The sequence below is a fragment of the Streptomyces sp. NPDC059900 genome, from assembly GCF_050270335.1.
In the GTDB taxonomy this organism is placed as follows: domain Bacteria; phylum Actinomycetota; class Actinomycetes; order Streptomycetales; family Streptomycetaceae; genus Streptomyces.
The window spans coordinates 98,502-119,891 of the sequence record NZ_JBNNJZ010000001.1 but is presented as its reverse complement, the minus strand read 5'-3'; the positions used below and the strand labels follow the sequence as shown (position 1 = coordinate 119,891).

General features: G+C 72.6%; 26 protein-coding genes. All 26 read left to right on the top strand.

Annotated features, from left to right (window positions below):
* On the top strand, nucleotides 1-710 hold a 710-nt coding region (locus ACQKIP_RS00610; protein ID WP_427741794.1), incomplete at its 5' end, for a hypothetical protein.
* The gene (locus ACQKIP_RS00605; protein WP_365861370.1) at nucleotides 707-1,039 is read left to right on the top strand and encodes a hypothetical protein; all 333 of its coding nucleotides are present in this window, start codon (nucleotides 707-709) and stop codon (nucleotides 1,037-1,039) included. The genes ACQKIP_RS00610 and ACQKIP_RS00605, both read left to right, overlap by 4 nt.
* Nucleotides 1,036-1,968, top strand: coding sequence for a hypothetical protein (locus tag ACQKIP_RS00600; protein ID WP_365861368.1), 933 nt, complete (start codon nucleotides 1,036-1,038; stop codon nucleotides 1,966-1,968). The genes ACQKIP_RS00605 and ACQKIP_RS00600 overlap by 4 nt, the downstream gene beginning before the upstream one ends.
* A complete protein-coding gene (locus tag ACQKIP_RS00595; protein ID WP_365861367.1) occupies nucleotides 1,965-2,234 on the top strand; it encodes a hypothetical protein in 270 nt (89 codons plus the stop codon). Before ACQKIP_RS00600 ends, ACQKIP_RS00595 begins: the two co-directional genes overlap by 4 nt.
* A gap of 16 nt (nucleotides 2,235-2,250) precedes the next feature.
* Nucleotides 2,251-3,075 (top strand): hypothetical protein, encoded by an 825-nt coding sequence (locus ACQKIP_RS00590; protein WP_365861365.1) that lies wholly within the window; start codon nucleotides 2,251-2,253, stop codon nucleotides 3,073-3,075.
* A gap of 196 nt (nucleotides 3,076-3,271) precedes the next feature.
* A complete protein-coding gene (locus ACQKIP_RS00585; RefSeq protein WP_365861364.1) occupies nucleotides 3,272-4,417 on the top strand; it encodes a hypothetical protein in 1,146 nt (381 codons plus the stop codon).
* A gap of 59 nt (nucleotides 4,418-4,476) precedes the next feature.
* Nucleotides 4,477-5,295: a hypothetical protein gene (locus ACQKIP_RS00580; protein WP_365861362.1), complete on the top strand. Its 819-nt coding sequence runs from the start codon at nucleotides 4,477-4,479 to the stop codon at nucleotides 5,293-5,295.
* Nucleotides 5,296-5,375: 80 nt separating this feature from the next.
* Complete coding sequence (locus ACQKIP_RS00575; protein ID WP_365861360.1) at nucleotides 5,376-5,780, top strand: hypothetical protein; 405 nt, start codon at nucleotides 5,376-5,378, stop codon at nucleotides 5,778-5,780.
* Between the two features lie 248 nt (nucleotides 5,781-6,028).
* Nucleotides 6,029-6,556: a helix-turn-helix domain-containing protein gene (locus ACQKIP_RS00570; RefSeq protein WP_365861359.1), complete on the top strand. Its 528-nt coding sequence runs from the start codon at nucleotides 6,029-6,031 to the stop codon at nucleotides 6,554-6,556.
* A gap of 2 nt (nucleotides 6,557-6,558) precedes the next feature.
* On the top strand, nucleotides 6,559-7,812 hold the full coding sequence (locus tag ACQKIP_RS00565) for a PBSX family phage terminase large subunit (RefSeq protein WP_365861358.1): 1,254 nt from the start codon (nucleotides 6,559-6,561) through the stop codon (nucleotides 7,810-7,812).
* Nucleotides 7,809-7,985 (top strand): hypothetical protein, encoded by a 177-nt coding sequence (locus ACQKIP_RS00560; protein ID WP_365861356.1) that lies wholly within the window; start codon nucleotides 7,809-7,811, stop codon nucleotides 7,983-7,985. Before ACQKIP_RS00565 ends, ACQKIP_RS00560 begins: the two co-directional genes overlap by 4 nt.
* Nucleotides 7,972-9,459 carry a phage portal protein gene (locus tag ACQKIP_RS00555; protein ID WP_365861354.1) on the top strand — a complete coding sequence of 496 codons (1,488 nt, stop codon included), beginning with the start codon at nucleotides 7,972-7,974 and terminating at the stop codon, nucleotides 9,457-9,459. Before ACQKIP_RS00560 ends, ACQKIP_RS00555 begins: the two co-directional genes overlap by 14 nt.
* A 36-nt stretch (nucleotides 9,460-9,495) precedes the next feature.
* Nucleotides 9,496-11,727, top strand: a complete 2,232-nt coding sequence (locus ACQKIP_RS00550; RefSeq protein WP_427741789.1) for a phage minor capsid protein — start codon at nucleotides 9,496-9,498, stop codon at nucleotides 11,725-11,727.
* Nucleotides 11,728-11,736: 9 nt separating this feature from the next.
* Entirely contained in the window at nucleotides 11,737-11,907 is a 171-nt protein-coding gene (locus ACQKIP_RS00545) for an Rmf/CrpP fold protein (RefSeq protein WP_199814157.1), read from the top strand.
* Nucleotides 11,908-12,014: 107 nt separating this feature from the next.
* On the top strand, nucleotides 12,015-12,788 hold the full coding sequence (locus ACQKIP_RS00540; protein WP_365861351.1) for a hypothetical protein: 774 nt from the start codon (nucleotides 12,015-12,017) through the stop codon (nucleotides 12,786-12,788).
* Nucleotides 12,789-12,808: 20 nt separating this feature from the next.
* Complete coding sequence (locus ACQKIP_RS00535; protein WP_030579163.1) at nucleotides 12,809-13,771, top strand: major capsid protein; 963 nt, start codon at nucleotides 12,809-12,811, stop codon at nucleotides 13,769-13,771.
* A gap of 3 nt (nucleotides 13,772-13,774) precedes the next feature.
* Entirely contained in the window at nucleotides 13,775-14,173 is a 399-nt protein-coding gene (locus tag ACQKIP_RS00530) for a hypothetical protein (protein WP_365861349.1), read from the top strand.
* A 3-nt stretch (nucleotides 14,174-14,176) separates the two neighbouring features.
* Entirely contained in the window at nucleotides 14,177-14,566 is a 390-nt protein-coding gene (locus ACQKIP_RS00525) for a hypothetical protein (protein WP_365861347.1), read from the top strand.
* Nucleotides 14,563-14,880, top strand: a complete 318-nt coding sequence (locus ACQKIP_RS00520) for a hypothetical protein (RefSeq protein ID WP_030579172.1) — start codon at nucleotides 14,563-14,565, stop codon at nucleotides 14,878-14,880. Before ACQKIP_RS00525 ends, ACQKIP_RS00520 begins: the two co-directional genes overlap by 4 nt.
* Nucleotides 14,877-15,230: a hypothetical protein gene (locus ACQKIP_RS00515; protein WP_365861345.1), complete on the top strand. Its 354-nt coding sequence runs from the start codon at nucleotides 14,877-14,879 to the stop codon at nucleotides 15,228-15,230. Before ACQKIP_RS00520 ends, ACQKIP_RS00515 begins: the two co-directional genes overlap by 4 nt.
* Nucleotides 15,223-15,651 carry a minor capsid protein gene (locus ACQKIP_RS00510; protein WP_365861343.1) on the top strand — a complete coding sequence of 143 codons (429 nt, stop codon included), beginning with the start codon at nucleotides 15,223-15,225 and terminating at the stop codon, nucleotides 15,649-15,651. The genes ACQKIP_RS00515 and ACQKIP_RS00510 overlap by 8 nt, the downstream gene beginning before the upstream one ends.
* Before the next feature lie 11 nt (nucleotides 15,652-15,662).
* On the top strand, nucleotides 15,663-16,118 hold the full coding sequence (locus ACQKIP_RS00505; protein ID WP_030579181.1) for a phage tail tube protein: 456 nt from the start codon (nucleotides 15,663-15,665) through the stop codon (nucleotides 16,116-16,118).
* A complete protein-coding gene (locus tag ACQKIP_RS00500; RefSeq protein WP_365861341.1) occupies nucleotides 16,115-16,579 on the top strand; it encodes a hypothetical protein in 465 nt (154 codons plus the stop codon). Before ACQKIP_RS00505 ends, ACQKIP_RS00500 begins: the two co-directional genes overlap by 4 nt.
* 249 nt (nucleotides 16,580-16,828) lie before the next feature.
* Complete coding sequence (locus ACQKIP_RS00495; protein ID WP_365861339.1) at nucleotides 16,829-19,051, top strand: phage tail protein; 2,223 nt, start codon at nucleotides 16,829-16,831, stop codon at nucleotides 19,049-19,051.
* 2 nt (nucleotides 19,052-19,053) lie between these two features.
* On the top strand, nucleotides 19,054-20,364 hold the full coding sequence (locus tag ACQKIP_RS00490; protein ID WP_365861337.1) for a phage distal tail protein: 1,311 nt from the start codon (nucleotides 19,054-19,056) through the stop codon (nucleotides 20,362-20,364).
* Nucleotides 20,365-20,377: 13 nt separating this feature from the next.
* Complete coding sequence (locus tag ACQKIP_RS00485; RefSeq protein ID WP_365861335.1) at nucleotides 20,378-21,379, top strand: hypothetical protein; 1,002 nt, start codon at nucleotides 20,378-20,380, stop codon at nucleotides 21,377-21,379.
* Nucleotides 21,380-21,390 lie beyond the last annotated feature (11 nt).

The following is a 21,390-nucleotide window of genomic DNA, read 5'->3' as shown; positions in this document are numbered from 1 at the left end:
CCTCGCCCCCTTCGGACCCGAGACAGGAGCACCACCCCATGAGCCGCATCCCCGACCGCGTCGCGTTCGCCTCGCTCGACACTCACCGCCTGATCGTCACCGTGCCGAACGAGGGACCGGCCGACGTGGCGTGCAACCTCCCCCGCCCCGTGGCCGCCGACATCCTGCGACAGCTCGCCAACTCCCTTGAGAGCCCCGCCGGCGCGTGCGACACCGCGTACGCGACCGGCGCGCCGTGCCCCCTTCATGACGCCCCTGTCCCGCCGCGCCCGACCGGCCTCGACGACCTGCTCGCCGCCGTCGCCGACCAGCTGCCCGACGACGCTCCCGACCTCGCCGCCGCCGGCCTCGCCGCCATGACCACGCCCGAGCAGCGCGACCAGGCGCAGCGCCCCACGACGGATTGGGTCGCCGACGTACGAAGCGCCCTCGCGTTCAACGCCGAGGCCAGTCACCCCGTCGTAATCACGCTGCGCGACGTGCTGCTCGACGACGCTCACCGCACGCCCGAGCAGGCCCTCGCCGCCGCCCTGGTCCTGCTCGCCGCCCACACGCGCGAGCTGTCCGACCTCGCCCGCCGCGACACCGACGAGTACCGCGACGAGCACGGCGTGAACCGCGGCACGCGCGGCCTGCTCACCGGTATGCAGCACACGCGGAAGCTGCTCGACCGCCACGCGATCGGCCTCGACGCCCAGGTCACCGAGTGAGCGGCACAGCATGGGCGATCGTCGTCGCCCTGGTCGTCGCGTCCGGCGCGCCCCTCGGTTGGTGGGCGTGCCGGCGCGACCCCGGCCCCCTCGCCCGCCCTCGCCCGCGCATGGTCCGCGGGCAGGGGTGGCGCTACTACGCCCACCGCGCCGGATTGCTGCTGTCCCCGAGCCTGCTCTATCTCGACGTGCCGTTCGGGACCGCTCGACAGCGCCGCCGCCGCGCCGACCGCGCCCTCGCCCGCCTCGCCCGCGAGGGCCGCGCCTGCCCCCAGAGCTGCACCACATGCCGAGCGCTCACCGAACGCGCCAAGGAGAACGACCGATGACCAGCACCGCGCCGCGCAGCCGCCGGCACTCCCGCACCAAGGGACGCGACCACGAGCGCAGCGACCGCCGCGCCGGCCTCGACATCCTGCTCGCCCGCCTCGACCGCGGAACCCTCTCCCGCACCGAGGCCGCCCTACTGCGCGAGTACGTCAACGAGGAGCAGCGCACCGCCGACGAGTCACGCAAGGCGAACGCCGGCTCGACGCGCGCCCTCGCCCGCAACCGTGCCGCCGCCGAGGCCGCCATCGTCGAGGCCGAGCAGCGCGCCCGGCAGGCCGAGGCCGAGCGCGACGAGTTGCACGCCGCCCTAGGACTGGCCCCCGGTCAGCTGCACAGTGCCGCGGTGAGCGCCATTCACGGCAGGGGCGCCAACATCCGGGAACTCGCGACCCGCGTCGAGCAGGCCGAGGAGATAGCGCGCGCCGCGCACCAGTGCAGCAACGAGGCCGAGCGCCACCGCGCCGCCGCCGAGCGCACCCTCGACCGCGTGCGCGACCTCGCGCACCGGATGCGCGCCGGTTCCCCCATGGGCGCCGCCGCCATCTACGCCGAGCGCATCGAGCAGGCCCTCGACGACGACGCCGACGCTCTCAACGCCGGACAGATCGCCATGCACGCAGCGTTCGCCGAGGCCGCCGAATCGACCGAGGTACGCCTCGCCGAGCAGCAGCGCGACCACGACATCGCCCTCGCCACGGCCGAGCAGCGCATACGCCGTCTGGAGAAGGACGCCCGCGACAACGGGGCCGACGCCCGAGCCGAGCACAAGCGCGCCAAGGCCGCCGAGCAGCGCCTCGACGCCGTCCGCGCCGCACTGCCCGACGAGCCTCGCCCGCGCCTAGGACTGCCAACCGACCTCGCGTACGCCAACGGACGCCACGACCTCGCCGAGCGCGTGCGGTACGTCATCGACCAGGCCGCGACGTGACCGAGGAGCAGCCGGCCACGCCGCCGGCCGTCGACCCCGAGCAGCTGCGCGAGGCCGTCGAGCAGCTGGGCACAGCACTGCGCGCATGGGTCGAGGCGATCACCCCCGCCGTGCGCGCCGCCGCCCAGGCCCTCGCCAAGGCCGCGGAGGCCGCCCGGAACGCCTGCCCGGACGACTACGCCCTCGCCCCGCCGCCGCACCGCCCGCGCGACCGCCCCGCGTGGCAGTCACCCCACGGCCCCGCCCGCCCCGCACACCGCAGATAGCCCAGGAGCAGCGCACATGACGACCGCCCTCGCCCCCACCGTTCCGCCGATGGCCCGCCGCGCCGCCGTCGACCTCGCCGCCGTACGCGAGCAGTGGGGCGACCTGCTCGCCGCCATCGGCCGCCGTCCGGCCGCGACGTGGCCGCCCCGCGAGTGCACAGGCTTTCTCGACCAGCTCGCCGCCGACGACCGCGGCGAGGACGACGAGCAGCCCGTCGAGGCCGTTGTCGGTCGTCTCCCGCTCACCATCCGCGAGCACCCCGCGCCGCTCAACCTCGACGCCCTCGACGCCGCCCTCGCCGTCGAGCGGGACCTATTCGACCTCGCCGACCAAGTCGCCGAGTACGTGCAGCGCCCCATACGGCCCGCCCGCGACAGCCGGGGCCGGTTCATCGCCGACCAGGCCGACGCCGCCGACCCCGCACGGTGGCACTACCAGGCGCAGACCTCGACCGGTTCGCGCGCGTTCGGTCTGCACTGGGCCGCCGTATGGCTTGAGGGGCGCGCCCTCGACGAGATGAGCGGCGACCTGTTCGAGCCGGTCCCCGCCCGCGTGCTCGACCACCTCGCGGCGACCGCCCGCACCGCGCGCCGCACCGTCGAGCGGGCCCTCGGCCGCGACGGACGTACGACCGCCCTCGACGTACCGTGCCCGTTCTGTGGCGGGCAGCTCGCCGGCCACACCCGCCCCGGCGGCGAGCCGGTCGTCACCTGCTCGACGGGCGAGGCGTGCGGGGCGCCGGTCCTGCTCGACGAGCGGCACCGCCGGGCGTGGCGGGGCGCCGACCTGGTCGGCTTGTGGGTTGCCCTCGACGCGCGCCGCCGGGACGCCGAGGAGTAACCGGGGGCACGGCCAACTAGCCACGGGGGTACCGGAGTTGGTCCGGTACCCCCTCTCTCACCCCCAGGCAGTGAACCTAGTACACGAATGCTTGTGTACTCAGTACGTCGTGCGCTATGTTGGCAATCCGCCGGACGCCACCCGGCGGCGCCGGACGCCACCCGGCGCACCGAATCGCCATAGGGAGCAACCCCCAATGAGCACCATCACCATTCCCGGCGCCCTCGCCGGCCACCTCACCACCCAGACCATTGCCGACGCCGACACCGTCGCCGCCCTCGACGGCGCGCGCCGCGGACGTGGCCGAACCCTGGTGATCGAGCCGACCAGCACGCGCGTTCTGCACGTCATCAGCGCGTACGCCGAGGCGCTTCTCGAAAACCGCAGCATGTACACCGTCGCCCAGGCGCGCGCCGCCCGCCTGTGGATTCAGCGCGCCGGCCACTCCGCCCCCGCGCCCGCCGCCGCCGAGCAGGCCCCGGCCCCCGTCCGCGACGAGCCGTCGGATTGGTGGACGATCATGGACCCGGTTACCGGCGAGGAGATCGCCCGCGTCCACGGCGAGACGTACCAGGAGATGACCCCGCGCGCCGAGGCACTGCCCGAGGTCCGCGCCGTCATCCGTCGGCACAAGGGATTCAGCCGCCGCCGCCTGTACGTGTCCGAACTGACGCCCGAGCAGCGCGCCCAGCAGGCCGAGGCCGCCGTCGAGCAGGCGGCGCCGGCGAACGCGTTCGAGCAGGGCGCCGCCGGCCTGCTCGCCGACCGCGTCGACCTCGCCGAAACCGTCATCTGCCCGACGTGCCACGTCGCCAAGGGCGCCCGTTGCCTCACCCGCGCCGGCAAGCCCGCCCGCGAGACGCACGGCCGCCGAGTCGAGGCGCTGGAGCAGGCCGCCGGTATCACGGCGCACCGCGCCACCGCCCGCCGTGAGGCACAGGCCCGCGGCTACACCTCGCACGGCCACAACCACAAGGCCGAGGCCGCCCTACTGGCCGCCTACGCCGCCCGAATCAGCAACCGCGCCACGCTCGACGACGACCAGGCCCTCGCCGCCGAGGCCCGCCTCGATCAGGTCGAGGCGGAGGCCGACGAGCAGTTCGGCCGCGCCGCCCGCGCCGCCGACGCCGTCGAGTACGCCGAGCAGGTCGAGCAGGTCGAGGCCCGCGTCGAGACCGTCGAGGACGCCGAAGCCCTGTACGCCGCCCAGCTAATCACCGAGGCCGACGCCACCGACGGAACATGGCGGGGCGCATGGATCGGCGAGCACCAGGCCGCCGACGCCCTGTTCATCGTTGACCAGGCCGAGGAACAAGGCGCCCTGTTCGACCGCGCCCAGTAGCCACCCGACCGGCCCGCCCTCGACCGAGGGCGGGCCCCGTCCCGACCGACAGGAGCAGCATGGACACCAACGAGCAGCCCGACGAGCAGGGCGACGAGCCCACCGTCGCGCACTACACCCGAGCGGACGCGAGCAAGTTCCCCACCACGCCGGCCGGCCAAGAGGCATCCATCGAGGGCATGGTCGCCGCCATGGGTGGCACCGAGGCGACCCGCATTCACAACCGCCGGATGCTCGCCCAGCAGCGCGCCCAGGAAGAGGCCGAGGGTACGGCTATGGGCAGGTTTCAGCGGCACCTACTCGCCGAGTTCGAGCGGTTCGAGGCGGAGCGCGAGGCCGAGCGGCGCCAGTACGAAGCCGCGCAGGGGACGGCCCTCGACATGCTCGCCGCAGCGTTCCGCCGGGCGAGGTCGACCGAGGAGCGCCACGACCTTGCCGAGCAGGTCGGTTCGTCCCTGCCGCTCGCCGAGGCCGGCGTCATCCGTCGCGTGGCGAAGGCCCTTGAAGCCGCCATGCCGGGTGTTGTGGTCGATGCCAGGGTCGACGGATGGACCGCGAAGGAGATCGCCGCGGAACTCGATCTCACGCCGTCCTACGTCTACCGGATGTTGCGCGAATACCCGTGGGAAGCTGCCTGGTCCCTGTACGTCATGCCGGACGGATGGACATCCGACGACGACGAACCGTGGGAGCGCGTGACCGGCGGGACCGAGGAGAGCGCCGGCGAGACGGCCGACGAGGTCGCCCGCCGCATTCTCGACGAACGCCTCGACCCGAAGCTCGCGACGAAGCGCGTGCGCGTGGCCGTGTGGCGCGCCGGCGACGGCGACGACCTGCTCGAAGCCCGCGGCGACGCCGAGCACGAGCCGACCGAGTAAGACCCGACAACCAACGCGGGCCCGCCGGCACGCCACATGCCGAACGGGCCCGACTCATCACGATGGGAGCAACCCCCACCATGACTACCGCCAAGCGTACGCAGCGCCGCGCCCAGCCGATCGCCGGCACCCGCCCTACGGTCCGCCTCGACGAGCAGTTCGCCCGAGACCTCGCCATCCTGATGCAGACAGGCGACGACCTGACGACCGCCATGCGGACCGCCGTCGGCATCGTTGCCGACATGTACCGGACCGCATGGCACCACGGGTCGACGCCCGTCGGCACCGCGCCGACGCTCAAGGCGTACAAGTTCGTCGAGGCGCCCCCCGTACCCGGACCGCCGACCCTCCCGACCGTCACGCACGACGGCCCCACGTGGACGCCGAGCAGCAGGCAGACCAGCGCTGATGACGCCCGTCGGCAGCAGTGGCCGAGCCGGCCGCCGCAGCAGCAGCCGGCCGGCCGCACGTTCGCCCGCCCGTAGCCGACGCGCGAGCAGCAGCACCGCGCCCCGCCCGCCGGATCGTCGGCAGGCGGGGCGCCGCCGTCAGCAGCCGCGCCGACCGGTCGCGCCGCCCCTCGCGCGCGCGTGATCGTTTCGACTTGCGCCGTTATGCGTTCGTGACCTAAAGTTGGCGCTGTCTTCGGCGTGCCCGGAAACGGACGCCCTTCCCGAACGCCCCGTCGCTCCCCACCAGCGGCGGGGCGTTCGCACGTCCAGGGGGGTGAGCCATGGGCCGCCCCATCGACGACGACGACCGCGAGCAGGTGCGCACCCTTCACGCGCAGGGCAAGAGTCGGAACCACATCGCGAAGGCGATCCGCCGGTCGCCCTCGACCGTTTCCAAGATCGCCAAGGACTTTGAGCCCCCTCTCGTGTTCGACCGCGCCGCCGAGGTCGCCGTCGCCACCGAGGTACGCCGGGCCGACCTCGCGTCGCGCCGTACCGCCCTCGCCGTCGCGCTACAAGACGACGCCGAGCAGCTGCGGGCGCAGCTGTGGGAGCCGTGCACCATCGGGGCGTTCGGCGGAAAAGAGAACGTCTGGAACGACACCAGACTCGACCGGCCCACCTTCCAGGATCAACGCGCCATCCTCGCGGCGACCGGCACGGCGATTGAGAAGTCGCTCAAGCTCGCGCCGGTCGAGGGCGGCGAGGGCGTCGAGCAGGTCAAAAGCATGTTGGGAGCCCTCGGCGACGCTCTCACGCGCGCAGCCGGCGACGACGACGCCGACGACGGGGGCGCCGACGGGGGGTGAGCGTGCTCGACCTCGACCGCCTGCCCCTCTCCCGCAAGCAGCTGCGCAGCATCGGACAGGCCACCCGCCGCATCAACATTTGGCACGGCAGCGTCAGGAGCGGGAAGACCATCGCGAGCCTGCTCGCGTTCGTGATCGCCGTCGCCACGGCGGGCCCGTCCGGCCTGATCATCATCTGTGGCCGGTCGCTCCAGACCATCGAACGGAACTGCCTCGAACCCCTACAGGACGCAGCGTTGTTCGGGCCCCTCGCCCGACACATCGTGCACACCCGCGGGGCGACAACAGCGACGATCCTCGGCCGCACCGTCCACCTGATCGGCGCCGCGGACGCCCGCGCCGAGGGCCGCCTACGTGGCCTGACGGCGCAGCTCGCGTACGTGGACGAGGGCACTCTCTTGCCCGAGGGGTTTTTCACGCAGCTGCTCGCGCGCCTCTCGGTGCCCGGCGCGCGCCTGTACCTGACCACGAACCCCGACAGCCCGCGCCACTGGCTCAAGACCGGCTATCTCGACCGCGCCGGCGAACTCAACCTCGCTCAGTGGCATTTCAAGCTGTCCGACAACCCGTCGCTGAGTGCCGAGTACGTCGCGAGCCTCGCCGCCGAGTACGTCGGCCTATGGCGCCGGCGGATGATCGACGGCGCATGGGTGGTCGCCGAGGGCGCCATCTATGACATGTGGGACGAGGGGCGCCACGTCGTCGCCCAGCTGCCGGACATGCGCCGGTATTGGCTTGGGTGCGACTACGGCACCACGAACCCGTTCTCGGCGATCCTGCTCGGCGAGGGCGTCGACAACCGGCTGTATGCCGCCGCCGAGTGGCGCCACGACTCCCGCGCCGCACACCGGTCCATGACCGACGCGCAGTACAGCGCCGCCGTCCGGACGTGGCTCGACGGCCTCGACATCACGCCCGAGTGGACGTTCATCGACCCGAGCGCCGCCTCTTTCTCAACGCAGATGTGGCAGGACGGACACCCCGGATTGGCCCGCGCCTCGAACGAGGTCGCCGACGGCATCCGCAGCGTGTCGAGCCTGCTCGCCGCCGACCGCCTGCTCGTACACGAGTCGTGCGAGGGGCTGCTCGCCGAGTTGCCCGGATACAGCTGGAACCCCAAGGCCACCGAGCGCGGAGAAGACGCCCCACTCAAGGTCGACGACCACTCAGCCGACGCACTGCGCTACGCCGTCCACTCGACGGCGCACGAGTGGCGGCATCTGCTCACCGCACCGAAGGAGGTCGCCGCCCCATGATCGGACCGTTCACCCTGCCCGTGCTGTTCACCGTCGGCGAGCACACCGTCGAGGTAGGCGAACTCACCCTCGCCCCCGGCGAGCAGCTGCGCCCCGCCCTCGCCGCCATGTTCCGCGAGGCCGCCGACGCGATCGAGGTCGGCGAGGAAGGGGGCGACGATGGCACTCCCTGACCAGGGCGCAGCGTGGCCGCCGCCGGCATGGGCCCCGCTGTACGACGCGATGCGCATCGACGACGCGTGGTACAGCGGCGACCGGCAGCGCCTCGCGCGGGTCTACACGAACCACAAGCGGCCGACCGAGCGCCGCCGGCTGTGGGGGCGGAAGTCGTTCGAGCACCGGGTCGACCGGCGCGACAACCGGCTACACGTCCCCCTCGCCGGCGACATCGCGAGCACCAGCGCCGACCTGCTGTTCGCCGACATGCCGACGATCAAAGTCGAGGACACGACCACACAGGACCGCCTCGACGTGCTGCTCGACGAGGGCCGCGCGCAACAGGTGTTCCTAGGCGCCGCCGAGCAGGCCGCCGCCCTGTCCGGGGTGTTCCTCCGGGTGGCATGGGACCGCGACCTAGCCGCGCGCCCGCTGCTCACCGTCATGCAGCCCGACGGCGCCGTACCCGAGTTCCGTTTCGGGATGCTGCGCGCGGTGAACTTCTGGCGCGAGCTGGACGGCTCGACCGAGTCGACCGTTTGGCGGCACTTCGAGCGCCACGAACCGGGCCGCATCGTGCACGCCTTGTACGAGGGGAGCGGCGACCGCGTCGGCCGCCGGGTGCCGCTCACCGAGCACCCCGACACGGCCGACCTGGTCAACTCGCTCGACCTCGACGGCGAGGGCGACAGCATCGCGACCGGCATCCGGGACCTGACCGCCGCGTACGTACCCAACATGTTGCCCAACAGGTTGCACCGCGGTTCCCCGATCGGCCGCAGCGACTACGCCGCGCCGATCTACGACATGTTCGACGGCCTCGACGAGGTGTGGACATCGTGGATGCGCGACATCCGCCTCGCCCGCGCGCGGCTGATCATCCCGGACGGGTACATGCGCAACGAGGGGGCCGGCCGCGGGGCGTCTTTCGACGACGACCGCGAGGTCTGGCACAGCCTCAAGATGCCGCCCAACGAGGGCGCCGGCATCACGCTGAATCAGTTCGATATCAGGGTCGAGGAGCACCGCGGGACCGCGGAGGCGATCATGCGACAGGCCGCCCAGGCCGCCGGCTACTCGCCCCAGTCGTTCGGCCTTGACGGCGAGGGACAGCCGGTCACCGCGACCGAGGTCGACAGCAAGACCCAACGGAGCATGGTCACCCGGCGGAAGAAGGCCGGTTACTGGAAACACGCCGTCGCCGACATGGCCCACGTCCTGTTGCAGCTCGACGCGAGCCTGTTCGGGAGCAAGATCAAGCCCGAGCGACCGCGTGTGGAGTTCGGCGACGGCGTCGCCGAGAGCGAGCAGGCGACCGCGACCACGCTCGACCTGCTCGCCCGCGCGGGCGCAGTGTCGACCGCAACCAAGGTGAAGATCCTCAATCCGACGTGGGACGACACCGCGGTCAAGGCCGAGGTAACGGCGATCCTCGCCGAGACCGGAGCAGCCGCGCCGGACCCCGTCGGCAACTTCCCCTTGGCCGCGTGACCGACGGGGGGTGAGTCGGTGCCCATCCATCCGGGCATGGTCGAACCCCTCGCCGAGCGCACCCGCGACCTGTACGCGGGGGCCGAGGAACGCCTACTCGGCATCGTCGCCCGGCAGCTCGCCGCCGGCCTCGACGCCCCAGGGTGGGCCGAGCGGAAGCTCGCCGCTATCCAGCAGCTACGCCGCGCCTCACAGGCCGTAGTCAATGAGCTGGGCAAGGCCGTGACCCTTGAGGTTTTCGACGCGGTCGCCGAGGCGTACAACGAGGGGCACCGCGCCGCGGTCGCCGAGATCGGCGCACTGTCCGACGACGCGCGGGCCCTGGTCGACGACGTGACCCCGAACGCGCAGTCGGTCGACCGGCTCGCACAGGAAACGGTCGACCTGGTCACCTCGACCCACCGCTCGATTCTGCGCGCCGTGGTCGACCGCTTCCGGGCGATCGTCGCCGAGGTCACCGCCACGCCCCTACTGGGCACCGGCACCCGCCGGCAGGCCGCACAGGACGCCATGCGCCGGTTTGCCGACGAGGGCATACGGTCATTCGTCGACCGCGCCGGCCGCCGATGGCAGCTCACCAGTTACGCGGAAATGGCCGTACGCACCAGCGTTGCCCGCGCCGCGACGGAAGCGCACATGCGGACCCTGTCCGACGCCGGTATCGACCTGGTGTACGTGTCCGACGCGCCGCGCGAGTGCCCGCTCTGCCGGCCGTGGGAGGGTCGCGTACTGGCCATCGACGGCCCGACCGGCGAGCGCACGGTCGAGGTCGAGCACGCCATCAACGACGGGCACATGATCCCCGTACGGGTCGCCGGAACGCTCGACGAGGCGCGCCTCGCGGGATTCCAGCACCCGAACTGTAGGCACTCCGTATCCGCCTACACCCCAGGTCTGACAACGATCGAGCAGGCCACCAGCGACCCCGGCGGATACGAAGCCGGGCAGCGACAGCGGGCGATCGAGCGGAACATCAGGAAGCACAAGAAGCGCGAGGCCGCCGCCCTCACGCCCGCGGAGCAGCGCGCCGCACGGCTCAAGGTCCGGCAGTGGCAAGGCGCCATGCGCGACCACCTCGCCGCCCACCCCGACCTACGGCGCAACCGCGCCCGCGAGCAGGAAGGCGCGAGCAACCTCCCGCCCGAGCAGCGCACCCGCAAGCCGGGAGCGCCCAAGCCGCCCGGCCCGCCCACGCCCGAGCAGGTCGAGGCCGCTCGCGTGTGGTCGGGCGATGACCAGGCCGTACGCGAGATGAGCGACGACCAGCTCGCCGCCGCCATGCGCTCGAACCTGCTCGACGACCGCGCCCGCGCGAGGATCGAGGCCGAGGCCGACCGCCGCGACCTCGACGACCTGCTCGGCCGCATAGCGCCAGGCGGCACCCTCGCCGACGACCTGACCGGATTCGGCGACCAGGAACTCGCCCGCGCCTTCCCCCACCTCGACGACGGCGACGCACTGCGCGTCATGGCCGAGATGGACCGGCGCGACCTCGCGGGTCGCCTGCCGGGGGTGTCCCCTGACCTGGTCGGCCTGTCCGACCACGACCTCGCCGCCCGCGCGCGGGGCGCCGATTCGGGCGCGCTCGCCCTGCTCGGCGCCGAGGCCGCCCGCCGGGACCTGCTCGCCCGCCTGTTCCCCGGCGGGCAGCTGCTCGGCGACCTGTCCGACGTGGGCGACGACGAACTCGCCTGGTGCATGTCGTACGCGACCAACGAGGAACTACTCAGGATCGCCGCGGAGATGGACCGGCGCGACGCCGTCGACATGCCGCAGCCGGCGGATACCGGCGACGCGGTCGAGGACCTGCTCGCCGACCGGAACGCGCTCGCCGACGCCCTCGCCCCCGCCCCGAACCCCGAGGGATGGGGCGCCCTCGCCGACGACGCCGTATGGGCCGCCGCCGTGGGCGATGACCAGGCCGGCACGGCGCCGGCCGAGGAGGACGGAGACGAGCCGCGGATCACCCGCCGGCAGGCGAGGGAGCTATACGACGAGTACGTATACCTCCAGTTCCTCAAGGCCGAAGAGGACTGCCGCGGCTACCTGCTCAACAAGAAGGGGCAGGCCGCCGGCTGGTCGCCGCAATCACTGTTCCGCGGGCCCGCGCGCATCGCCTACGCGAACGCGAGCGACGAACTCAAGGAGTGGTGGGCCGCCAACGGTCGCAAGACGCAAGCCGAGTTCGTCCAGGAGGCGACCGGCAAGCCGCAGCGATGGGCGACCGCCGCACGGTTCAATGAGTCCAAGGAGCAGCAGCGACGGTAGGGGGGCGGCATGGGCACGCGCGAGGAGATCGCCGAGGCGATCCTCAAGGGCCGGACGGCGGGCGAGAGCGACCAGGAGTCGCCGCCCTGTCCGTACCCGCGTGACTCGATCCTCCGCACGGCATGGGTCCAGGGCTACGCGCCCGCCCGCCGCGCGCGCGAGAGCGCCCGTACCGAGTAGCACACACCACCGACAGCACGACCGAGGGGCCCGCCTGGTGCGGGCCCCTTTTGCATGTCCGAACGCGCCCGCCAGGAGCGGGCCCGAACGCACCAGGAGTGCACCCCATGAGCAAGCGCACCCTTGCCCGCCCGCGCCTCGACGGCGCCGGCTGGTCCCACCCGTACGCCCGACACCCGTTCTCGCCGGTCCTGTACGCCGACGGCGGAGGCACGGGGGGCGGCGACGGCGGACAGGGCGCCGGCGGCACCGGAACCGGGGCCGGGGCCGGGGCCGGCCAGCAGGGCGAACCGGCAGGCGAGCCGGGCGGGCAGGTCCCGCCCCAGCAGAAGCCCGCCGCACCCCCGCAGCAGCCGGCCGAGGGCGACGAAACGACCCTTCCCCCGTGGGCACAGAAGGCACTCAGCGACGCCCGCGCCGAGGCCGGTAAGACGCGCGTGACGGCGAAGCAGAAGGCCGCCGACGACGCCCGGACCGAGATCGCCCAGCAGATCGGGAAGGCCCTCGGCCTGGTCCAGGACGACGGCCCGCCGGACCCGGCGAAGCTGACCGAGCAGGTCGCCGACCTCTCCGGACAGCTGCGCGCCGCCCGCTCGGAACTCGCCGCGTACCGCGCCGCCGGGACCGAGGGCGCCAACGCCTCGCGCCTGCTCAACTCCCGTTCCTTCGTGGAAAAGCTCGCCGCCCTCGACCCCACGGCCGACGGGTTCGCCGACCAGCTCAAGAAGGCGATTACCGACGAGGTCGCCACCGACCCCGACCTCTACCGCGCCGCGCCCGCCGGGCCCGCGCGAGGCGGCGCCGAGTTCCACGGCGCACCGGCAGGCGACCGCAAGCCCGCCACCCTCACCGACGCAATCGCCGCCCGTCTGGGCGGCTGAGACCCCAGGAGTAACCGCACATGGCCGTGACCCTCGCTCAGGCGAAGCTCAACACACAGGACGACCTCGACCTCATGGTCATCGACGAGTTCCGCAAGTCGTCGTGGCTGCTCGACAACATGATCTTCGAGGACGTGGTCAATCCGGCGGGGGGCGGCGCGACCCTCACCTACGGATACACCCGGCTGATCACTCAGCCGACCGCCGGTTTCCGCGCGATCAACAGCGAGTACGAGAAGACCGAGGTTACGCGCCAGCGGTACACCACGGATCTCAAGGTTCTGGGCGGCGCGTTCCAGATCGACCGCGTCCTCGCGAACATGGGCCCCGCCGCATCCGGTGAGGTCAGCCTCCAGATGGAGCAGAAGATCAAGGCGGCGAACGCCACCTTCAGTGACGCCGTGATCAACGGCGATTCGGCCGTCGACGAGGACTCGTTCGACGGCCTCGACAAGGCCCTCGCGGGATCGAGCACCGAACTGACCCTCGGCACCGCGACCGGCTACGACTGGTCGGCCGTCAACTCCCAGGTGACCGGCGTTGCCGCGCTCAAGCACCTGCGCCGGCTCTACGCCAAGCTCGACGGCGCCCCGACCGCTCTCCTGATGAACGAGGACGCCCTCGCGGCGCTGGAGACCATCGGCGACTTCGTGTCGCAGCTGGGCACCCTCGACGCGTTCGGCCGCACGATCACCACGTGGCGCGGCGTGCCGCTGGTCGACCTCGGCACCAAGGCGGGCAGCAACGACCCCGTGATCCCGACCGATGCCACCGCGGGAACCACGGACATCTACGCCGTCCGCATCGGCCGCGACGGATTCCACGGCATCAGCACCACGGGCGGCGCCCTGGTCCGTCAGTGGCTCCCGGATTTCTCCACGTCCGGTGCCGTCAAGACGGGCGAAGTCGAGATGGGCCCGGTGGGCGTCGCTCTCAAGGCGACCAAGGCCGCCGCCGTTCTGCGCGGCGTGAAGGTGGCGTGACCCATGGCGACCCTTCACAGCCCCGTTGAGGGGTTCACCGGCGACGGGCCCGCCGGTCTCCGGTTCCGCAACGGCAAGGCCACCACGGACGACCCGGCGGTCATCGCGTACGCGCGCCGCCGGGGGTACGGCGTGGACAAGTCCGCGCCCGAGCAGCCCGAGCCGGCCGAGCCGGCCGACCCGCGCGAGGTCGAGGTCGAGCAGGTCGGCACCGCGCTGCGCGATGCCGCGGTCGACCCGCGGCCGAGCGACACGGGCGCACCGTCCGGGGCGGGCGAGGTCAACCCGCACGGGCCCGAGTCCGTCGCCCCCGGCATCGCGACCGAGCCGGTCGAGGCACCGAAGCGCAAGCGCCCCGCACCGCGCCGCAAGGCCGAGCAGGGCACGACCGACGGGGGGTGACCGGTGGGCCGCGTCTACGCCACCCCCGAGCAGTTGGCCGCGTGGACCGGCACCCCGGCCCCGCCGGGCGCCGAGCGGATGCTCGCGCGGGCGTCCGAGGACATCGACGACGCCCTACTCACCAGCGTCTACGAGGTCGACGCCGGCGGTCTGCCGACCGATCCGGCCGTCGCGTCCGTCCTCGCCGACGCCGTCTGTGCCCAGGTCGAGTACCAGCTCGCCACGGGCGACGACGGCACCGGAGCCGGCGGGAAGTGGGGAAGCGTCTCCATCGGCCCTGTCTCGCTCGGCGACCGGCGAGACACCCCCCAGGCCGCGGGCGACGTGGACCTCGCGCCGCGCGCACACCGCGCACTCAACCGCGCTGGACTGCTGCCGGGGGTCATCTGGTGAACGTCCCCCGCTACCTGCTACGCCACCGGATCACCATCGAGCCGTATCTCGGCGACAGCGCGTACGGCCAGAAGTTCGGGCCGCCGGTCGAGGACGTGCCCGCCCTGGTCGCAGAAACGATCCGACTTGTCCGCGACCGCGAGGGCCGCGAGGTCACGAGCACCGCGCAGATCATCGCCGAGCCCGGCCTCGACTGCCCGGCCGAGTCACGGATCACCCTGCCCGACGGCCGGATCACCAAGGCGATAGCCGTCGCCCACCACACCGCGCCGGGCCTACCGGTGCCGCAGTGCACGGAGGTGAGCGCCGAATGACCCAGCGTTCCCGCCTCAGATGGAACGGGGCCGCCGCCATGCGCGGCACCCGTTCCGGGGCCGTACGAGGTCTGCGGATCGCCGCCGAGCACGTCCTCGCCGAGTCGCGGAAAGTCGTCCCGATCGAAGAGGCGACCCTCGAACGGTCCGGGGTCGCCACGGTCGACGAGACCCGCCTCACGGCCGCCGTTTCCTACGACACCCCGTACGCCGTCCGGCAGCACGAGGAGTTGGGTTACCGGCACGACGCGGGGCGTACGGCGAAGTACCTCGAACGCCCCCTCACAGAGCAGGTCGACACCGTCGCCGAGATCATCGCGACGCAGCTGCGGAGGTCGCTCCGTGGCTGACCTCGACCCGCTCGACGGCGTCGCCCAGCTGCTCGCCGCGCGCGGCCTGGTCGCCTACGACCCCGACGGCACGACCGGTGACCTGTTCATCGAGACGATGCCGCCCGCGCCCGATGCCGCAGTCGCCCTGTGGCTGTACGACGGCGAGGCCCCCGACACCCGCAACGCCTACGACCGGCCCCGGTTGCAGGTCCGCGTACGCGGCGGGCCCGACCCGCGCGTATCGCGCCGCCGCTGCTGGCGGATCTACAGCGCCTTGCACGGCCTCGCGGGCGTGGAACTACCCGACGGCACGTGGCTTGTCCTCGCCGCCGCACGAGCCACCCCGGCCCCGATGGGCCCCGATTCCTCCGGCCGGCATGAGCACGTCGTCAATTTCGACCTCGACGTGTCGGCCCCCACTGACCACCGCACCGAATAGGAGGCCCCCGTATGGGACGGCCCATCGACGCCCGAGGCTGGGAATTCGAGGTCGAGACGGCGACGCCGGACACCTTCGTACGTCTCGGCAAGCTGACTTCCTGGACCCACAACCCCGGCGAGAACGAAGAGACCGCCGACACGACCACGTTCGACAGCGAGGGCTATTACGAACAGGACGTGATGCAGCGCGGCGCGACCATCGAGGTCAGCGGCCTGTACGCGGCCCTGTCCGGCACCCCCGACGCCGGACAGGACTACATCGACAAGACGTGGGCGTTCCAGTTCGGCGAGGAGTCGCGCGGGACGCTGCGCTACCGGCACATATCGCAGACGGAATGGACCGTGTGGGAGTGCACCGTCACGCCCGGCGAGCAGGGCGGCGAGACGAACGCCAAGACCTCATGGGGCGCGACGTTCACCCGGTGCGGCGCACCGACTACCGCCGAGGTGGTGGCGACCCCGTGACCGAGCAGCCGATCGAGCCGGCCGAGGTCGAGGTCGCAGACTTTGACGCGTTCTTCGCCGAGCAGGCCGAGCCCGAGCCCAAGGGGCACCCGCTCAAGCTGTACGGGCGCACGTACACCCTGCCCCCGACCCTGCCCGCCCTGTTCACTCTCCAGCTGCACCGCGTGCAGCACTCCGCCCGGCCCGAGGACATCCGCCGGCTGCTCGGTTCGATGTTCGGCCCGGACGCGGTCGACCACTGGACAGAGGCCGGCATGTCCGACCGTCACCTCGGCATCGTCCTGCTGTGGGCGACCGCGAACGTCGCCGAGCCGGGCGTCGTGTCCATGGAGCGCGCCGCGCAGCTGTACGACGAGCGCGAGGCGACCAAGGGAAAAGCGGCGGCCCGAAAGCCCCCGGCCAAGCCCCGGACCAAGGCCAAGGGCAAGGCCAAGCAGGGGAGTTCTGGCAAGCGGTCCTGACCAACTGGGGCGCGGTCGAGTCTGACCTCGCCCAGACCTACGGCCTGTCGGCCGAGGACATCGCGCGCCTGTCCACGCGCGCGTTCCTGGTCCGCCTGTCGGGCCTGCCTTCCGAGTCCCGGTTCGCGCACGCGTGGCGCAACACGCCCCGCGTGGTGTCGGACCCCGACGAAATCGCCCGGCTCACCGGGCGGTGATCAGCACGACAACTGAATAGCGCGCGGCGCGCGCCGTGGTGGGGGGTGAACCTTGGCCCTCACCATCGGCGAACTTGTCGGTTACATCGACCTCGACGACTCCGGGGCACAGCAGGGAGTCGACCGGACCGAGGCCGCTCTCGCCGGTCTCCAGCGGGACGCGGACGGCCGGTTGCGCGACATGCGCGGCCGGTTCGTCGCGGCCGGCGCAGAGATGGGCGGCGCCCTCGGCGACGGGATCGGCGGGGGCGCCGAGGAAGCGGGGCGCGGCCTCGCCGGCATCGGTCCCCTGATCGGCGCAGCGGCGACCAGTACGAAGCTGCTCGCCGGCGGCGCCGTGGTTGCGGCGGGCGCACTCGCCGCCGTCCCGCTCGCCGTAATCGGTCTCGGCGCGAAGGTGCTCGCCGAAAACGAGCAGGTCAAGGGCGCGTTTTCGGACTTGTCCGAGCACGTCAAGGGCAAAATGCAGGAGCTCGCCGAGCCCCTGGTTAAGCCCTTCGTTGCCGCTGCTGACCAGCTGGGCGGCATCTTCGACGACCTCGCCCCGCAGATCGGCGCCCTGTTCGAGGGCGTCGCCCCGCTGGTCGAGCCGCTGGTCGCCGGCATCGGCGCACTGGCCAAGGGCGCGATGCCCGGCCTGGTCGCCGCCGTCGAGGCAGCCGGGCCCGTCATCGACGCGCTGTCGACCGGCCTCGGCGCGGTCGGCGACGGCCTCGGCGGATTCTTCGAGGGCGTCGCCGCCGGCGCGGGCGGCGCGGCCGAGGGACTGGGCGGCCTGCTCGGCGCGGTGGGCGAGATCCTGCCCGCGCTCGGCGGTCTGATCGGAGCCCTCGCAGAAGCGGGCGGCCCGGTCCTGTCCGCCCTCGCCGGCGCGCTCGGCCCCCTGGTCGAGTCGCTGGCCGGCGCGCTCGGCCCTGCGCTCGCGCGTCTCGGCCCACCGCTCGCGCGGCTGGTTACGGCGCTCGGCGAGGGTCTACAGCCGATCGTCGACGCGCTCGGCCCCGTACTCGCCGCCGCGGCCGACGCGTTCGGCGTACTGATCGACGCCCTGTCGCCGGTACTGCCGATCGTCGGGAAGCTGATCGCTTCCCTACTTCCCGCCCTTACGCCCCTTTTGACGGCGGTCGGGGATGTAATCGCCCAAGCTGCGCCGATCGTCCTCCTTTTGGCGGATGCGCTCGCCGGCGCGCTGCGCCCGATCCTCGCGCAACTGCCGGGCCTGGTCGCTCCGTTCGCGACTGTCCTCGGCGATCTTGCGGAAACGGTCCTGCCGATTCTGGCGCGGCTGATCGTCGCCCTGTCGCCTGCCCTCGCCACGATCGGCGAGGCGTTCGGCCAAATCCTGGTCGCCCTCGCCCCGCTGCTGCCGGCTATCGGCGAGCTGCTGATCGGCGCCCTCAACGCCTTGATGCCGATCATTGAGCCGTTGATCGGCCTGGTGGGGCAACTCGCCGCCATCTTCGCGAACGGCCTCGCCGCCGTGATCGAACAGGTGGTCGTGCCGATCATCACAGCCGTGGTCGCGCTGCTGACTGGTGACTTCGGCAAGGCGTGGGAGCTGGCCAAGACGGCCGTTTCCAACGCCGGGAAGCTGATCGGGCAGGCGGCGACCAAGATCGGCGAGTGGGTCGGCAAGGGTATATCCGCCGCCGTCGAGTGGATCAAGGGTCTACCCGGCCGAGCAGCCGCGGCCCTCGGCCCCCTCGCCGGACAGCTCGCGGAGCGCGCGCGCTCCGCCCTGTCCCGCTTCAAGGAAACGATCATCAGCAAGGCCGGCGAGGCCATCGCATGGGCGCGCGGCCTGCCCGGCCGCATCGGCTCGGCGATCGGGAACCTCGGCTCGCTGCTGGTCGACAAGGGGAAGGATGTTGTTCGCGGCCTGCTCAACGGCGTTCGCAGCATGGGCGGTTGGCTGAAATCGCAGCTGATCAGCTTCGCGAAGAACATGATTCCGGGCCCCATCGCAAAGGCGTTGGGCATCGCCTCGCCGTCCAAGGTCATGGCAAAGCAGGTCGGCCGGTGGATTCCCGCCGGCGTGGTCAAGGGCATTGAGGGCGGCGCGGGCGCGCTCGATCGCACCATGCGCAACCTGGTGACCCCGCCCGCCGTCCCCTCGCTCTCGCCCGCCATGGCGGGCGCGGGCGCGTTCGGCAACCCGTTCGCGGCTTCGGCATCCGGCGCGACCGTGCACGTCGAGCACTGGCACGCCGCCGAGAACGGCAGCCCCGATGACAACGCCCGCGCGCTCGCGTGGCTGGCCAAGGGGAGGGGGTGACAATGGCTGTCGGCGATCAGGTCACCCGGCCCGGACAGGTGCAGTACGGCGACCTCCTGCTCGGCGCGGGCACCGCGTACCGGTGGCGCGGCATCACGGGATGGGAAGACCTTCCCCCGCTGGATTCCGGGACCGTGCCGCGCAGCGACGCGCACGGCGCGTTCCCCGGTGGCCTGCTCGCGCAGGGCCGGACGATCGGCCTTGAGGGGTTGGTCATCCGGGCCCCGCGGGCGTCCGTCGGCGCGGTCGTCGCCGCCCTCAACCGGGGCACGGTGCCGGTCGAGGACGAACTACCTCTCGTCGCGTGGCTGGATGAGCGCGGACCCCTGCTCGCGTGGGCCCGCGCAACCCGCCGGGCGATACCGGCGACCCTCGGCTACCGGCTCGGCACGATCACGGGCGGCGCGGTCGAGTTCGTCGCGACCGACCCGCGCCGGTACGGCCTGGTCGAGCAGGTCGCACCCGCGACCCTGCCCGCCCCGGAAAGCGGTCTCGTCTGGAACACCGCACCCGAGCAGGCCCTCACCGCCGAGCAGGCCGCCGGCGTCGGCGAGCTGTGGCGCTGGTGGACCGACGGCGACCCCGTCCTCGCCGGCGACGGCGAGGGCACGGTGAGCGTGCATCCGCAGACGCCCGGCGGCGAACTGGTCTGGTCGGCCGAATCCAGCGACTACGGGTGGTCGGTGTCCGTCGGTGCCGAGGTCGCGTTCACGTCGGCCCTCGCCGCCGCGCAGGGGGCGACGATCATCCTCCGTTGGTGGGACGCGTCCGGCGCGTACCTCGCCGACTCGACCGGCGACGGCGGCGACGGCTCGTTCGCCGCGCCCGCACCTGCCGGCGCCGCATGGGTGCAGCCGGTCGTACTGCTCCCCGACGCTCTCGCCTCGCCCGTCCCGATCGGCACGTCGTCGCTGCTGATCGGCTCGCCGTCCGGCGGTCTGGCGTGGCCGCTCGACTTCGGCACACCCGGCAGCACCGGCACGTTGTCGGTCGTCAACGCCGGCGACGCCGCAACCCATCCGGTGATCGAGTTCCGAGGCCCGATGGAACGGCCCTCGATCACCAACGTGGACACGGGCGACGTACTCGAATACGACCTCCCGCTCGCCGCCGAGGACGTACTCGCCGTCGACACCGCGGCGGGCACGGTCACGCTCAACGCGACCGCCTCGCGGCTCTACACCGTCACCTCGCGCTCGGTGCCCGAGCAGACATGGACGCTTCCGCCCGGCCCCTCACAGCTGCACTTCCGCGCCGCATCCGGCGACCCCGCCGCGACCGCGACCGTGCGGTTTCGCCCGGCCTACTGGTAAGGAGACACCCCCCATGACCGTGCGTTCCGCATGGCTGCTGCCCACGGCGCAGACCCGCGAAGACACCCGCCTCGCCCCCGTTTCACCGGTCGTCCACGAGTCGCCGATCAGGGTCCGCGACGGCGTCCTCCCCGGCGGCGACCCGTTCGCCGCGACCGGCGTCGCCGCCATGCAACTCCAGATCGGCGCCGGCCGCGGGTACGTACAGGGCACCGACGCCCAGGGCGCGTACCCGATCGCCAACGACGGGCCGGTCACCCTCACGTTCACCGACGGCGACGCGCAGTTCGCCCGTATCGACACCGTCGCCGTGCGCGTGCTCGACGCCCTGTTCGACCTGGAAGGGCAGAACCTCGCCCGTATCGAGGTCGTCGAGGGCGACCCGGACGCGACCCCCACCGCGCCGACCCTGGAGCCGGCGAGTCTGCGCCTGTGGGACGTGGCCGTACCCGCGGGCACGTCCGCCGGCGTGGGCGGCATCAACTGGGGTACCGCCCTCGCCGACCGGCGGCGCTACACCACGGCCGCCGGCGGCATCATCCCGCGCGGATGGGGGCTCAACTTCGCCGGCTCGTACGACGGCCAGTACCGGGACAACGGCAGCGTGCTGGAACGCTGGAACGCGACCGCCGGCGAGTGGCAGGTGTACCGCGCACCGCGCCGAACCGAGTCGACCACGACCGGTTTCGCCATCGCGTCCACGTACACGCTGAGCAGCTTCGCCGCCCGCCGCAACCCGGACGCGGGCGTATGCGCGTTCGTCGCCGAGGTCAGCCGCAAGGGCGCGCAGCTGGACGTACCGGCCGCGGGCAACATCAACGACGAGACGATCGGCACCCTCCCGAGCGGGTGGCGCCCGAGCATCGACGCCGACATTTCCGTATCCGACGGGTACGGCGAGGGCAGCGCCCGCCTGTCCACGTCCGGAGTGATCACGCTGCGCACGTGGACCGGAAACGGTGCACTGCGCAGCGACCGGAACATCAGGGTTTCTCACACGTTCCTGTTGCCGTGACGGGGGGTGCC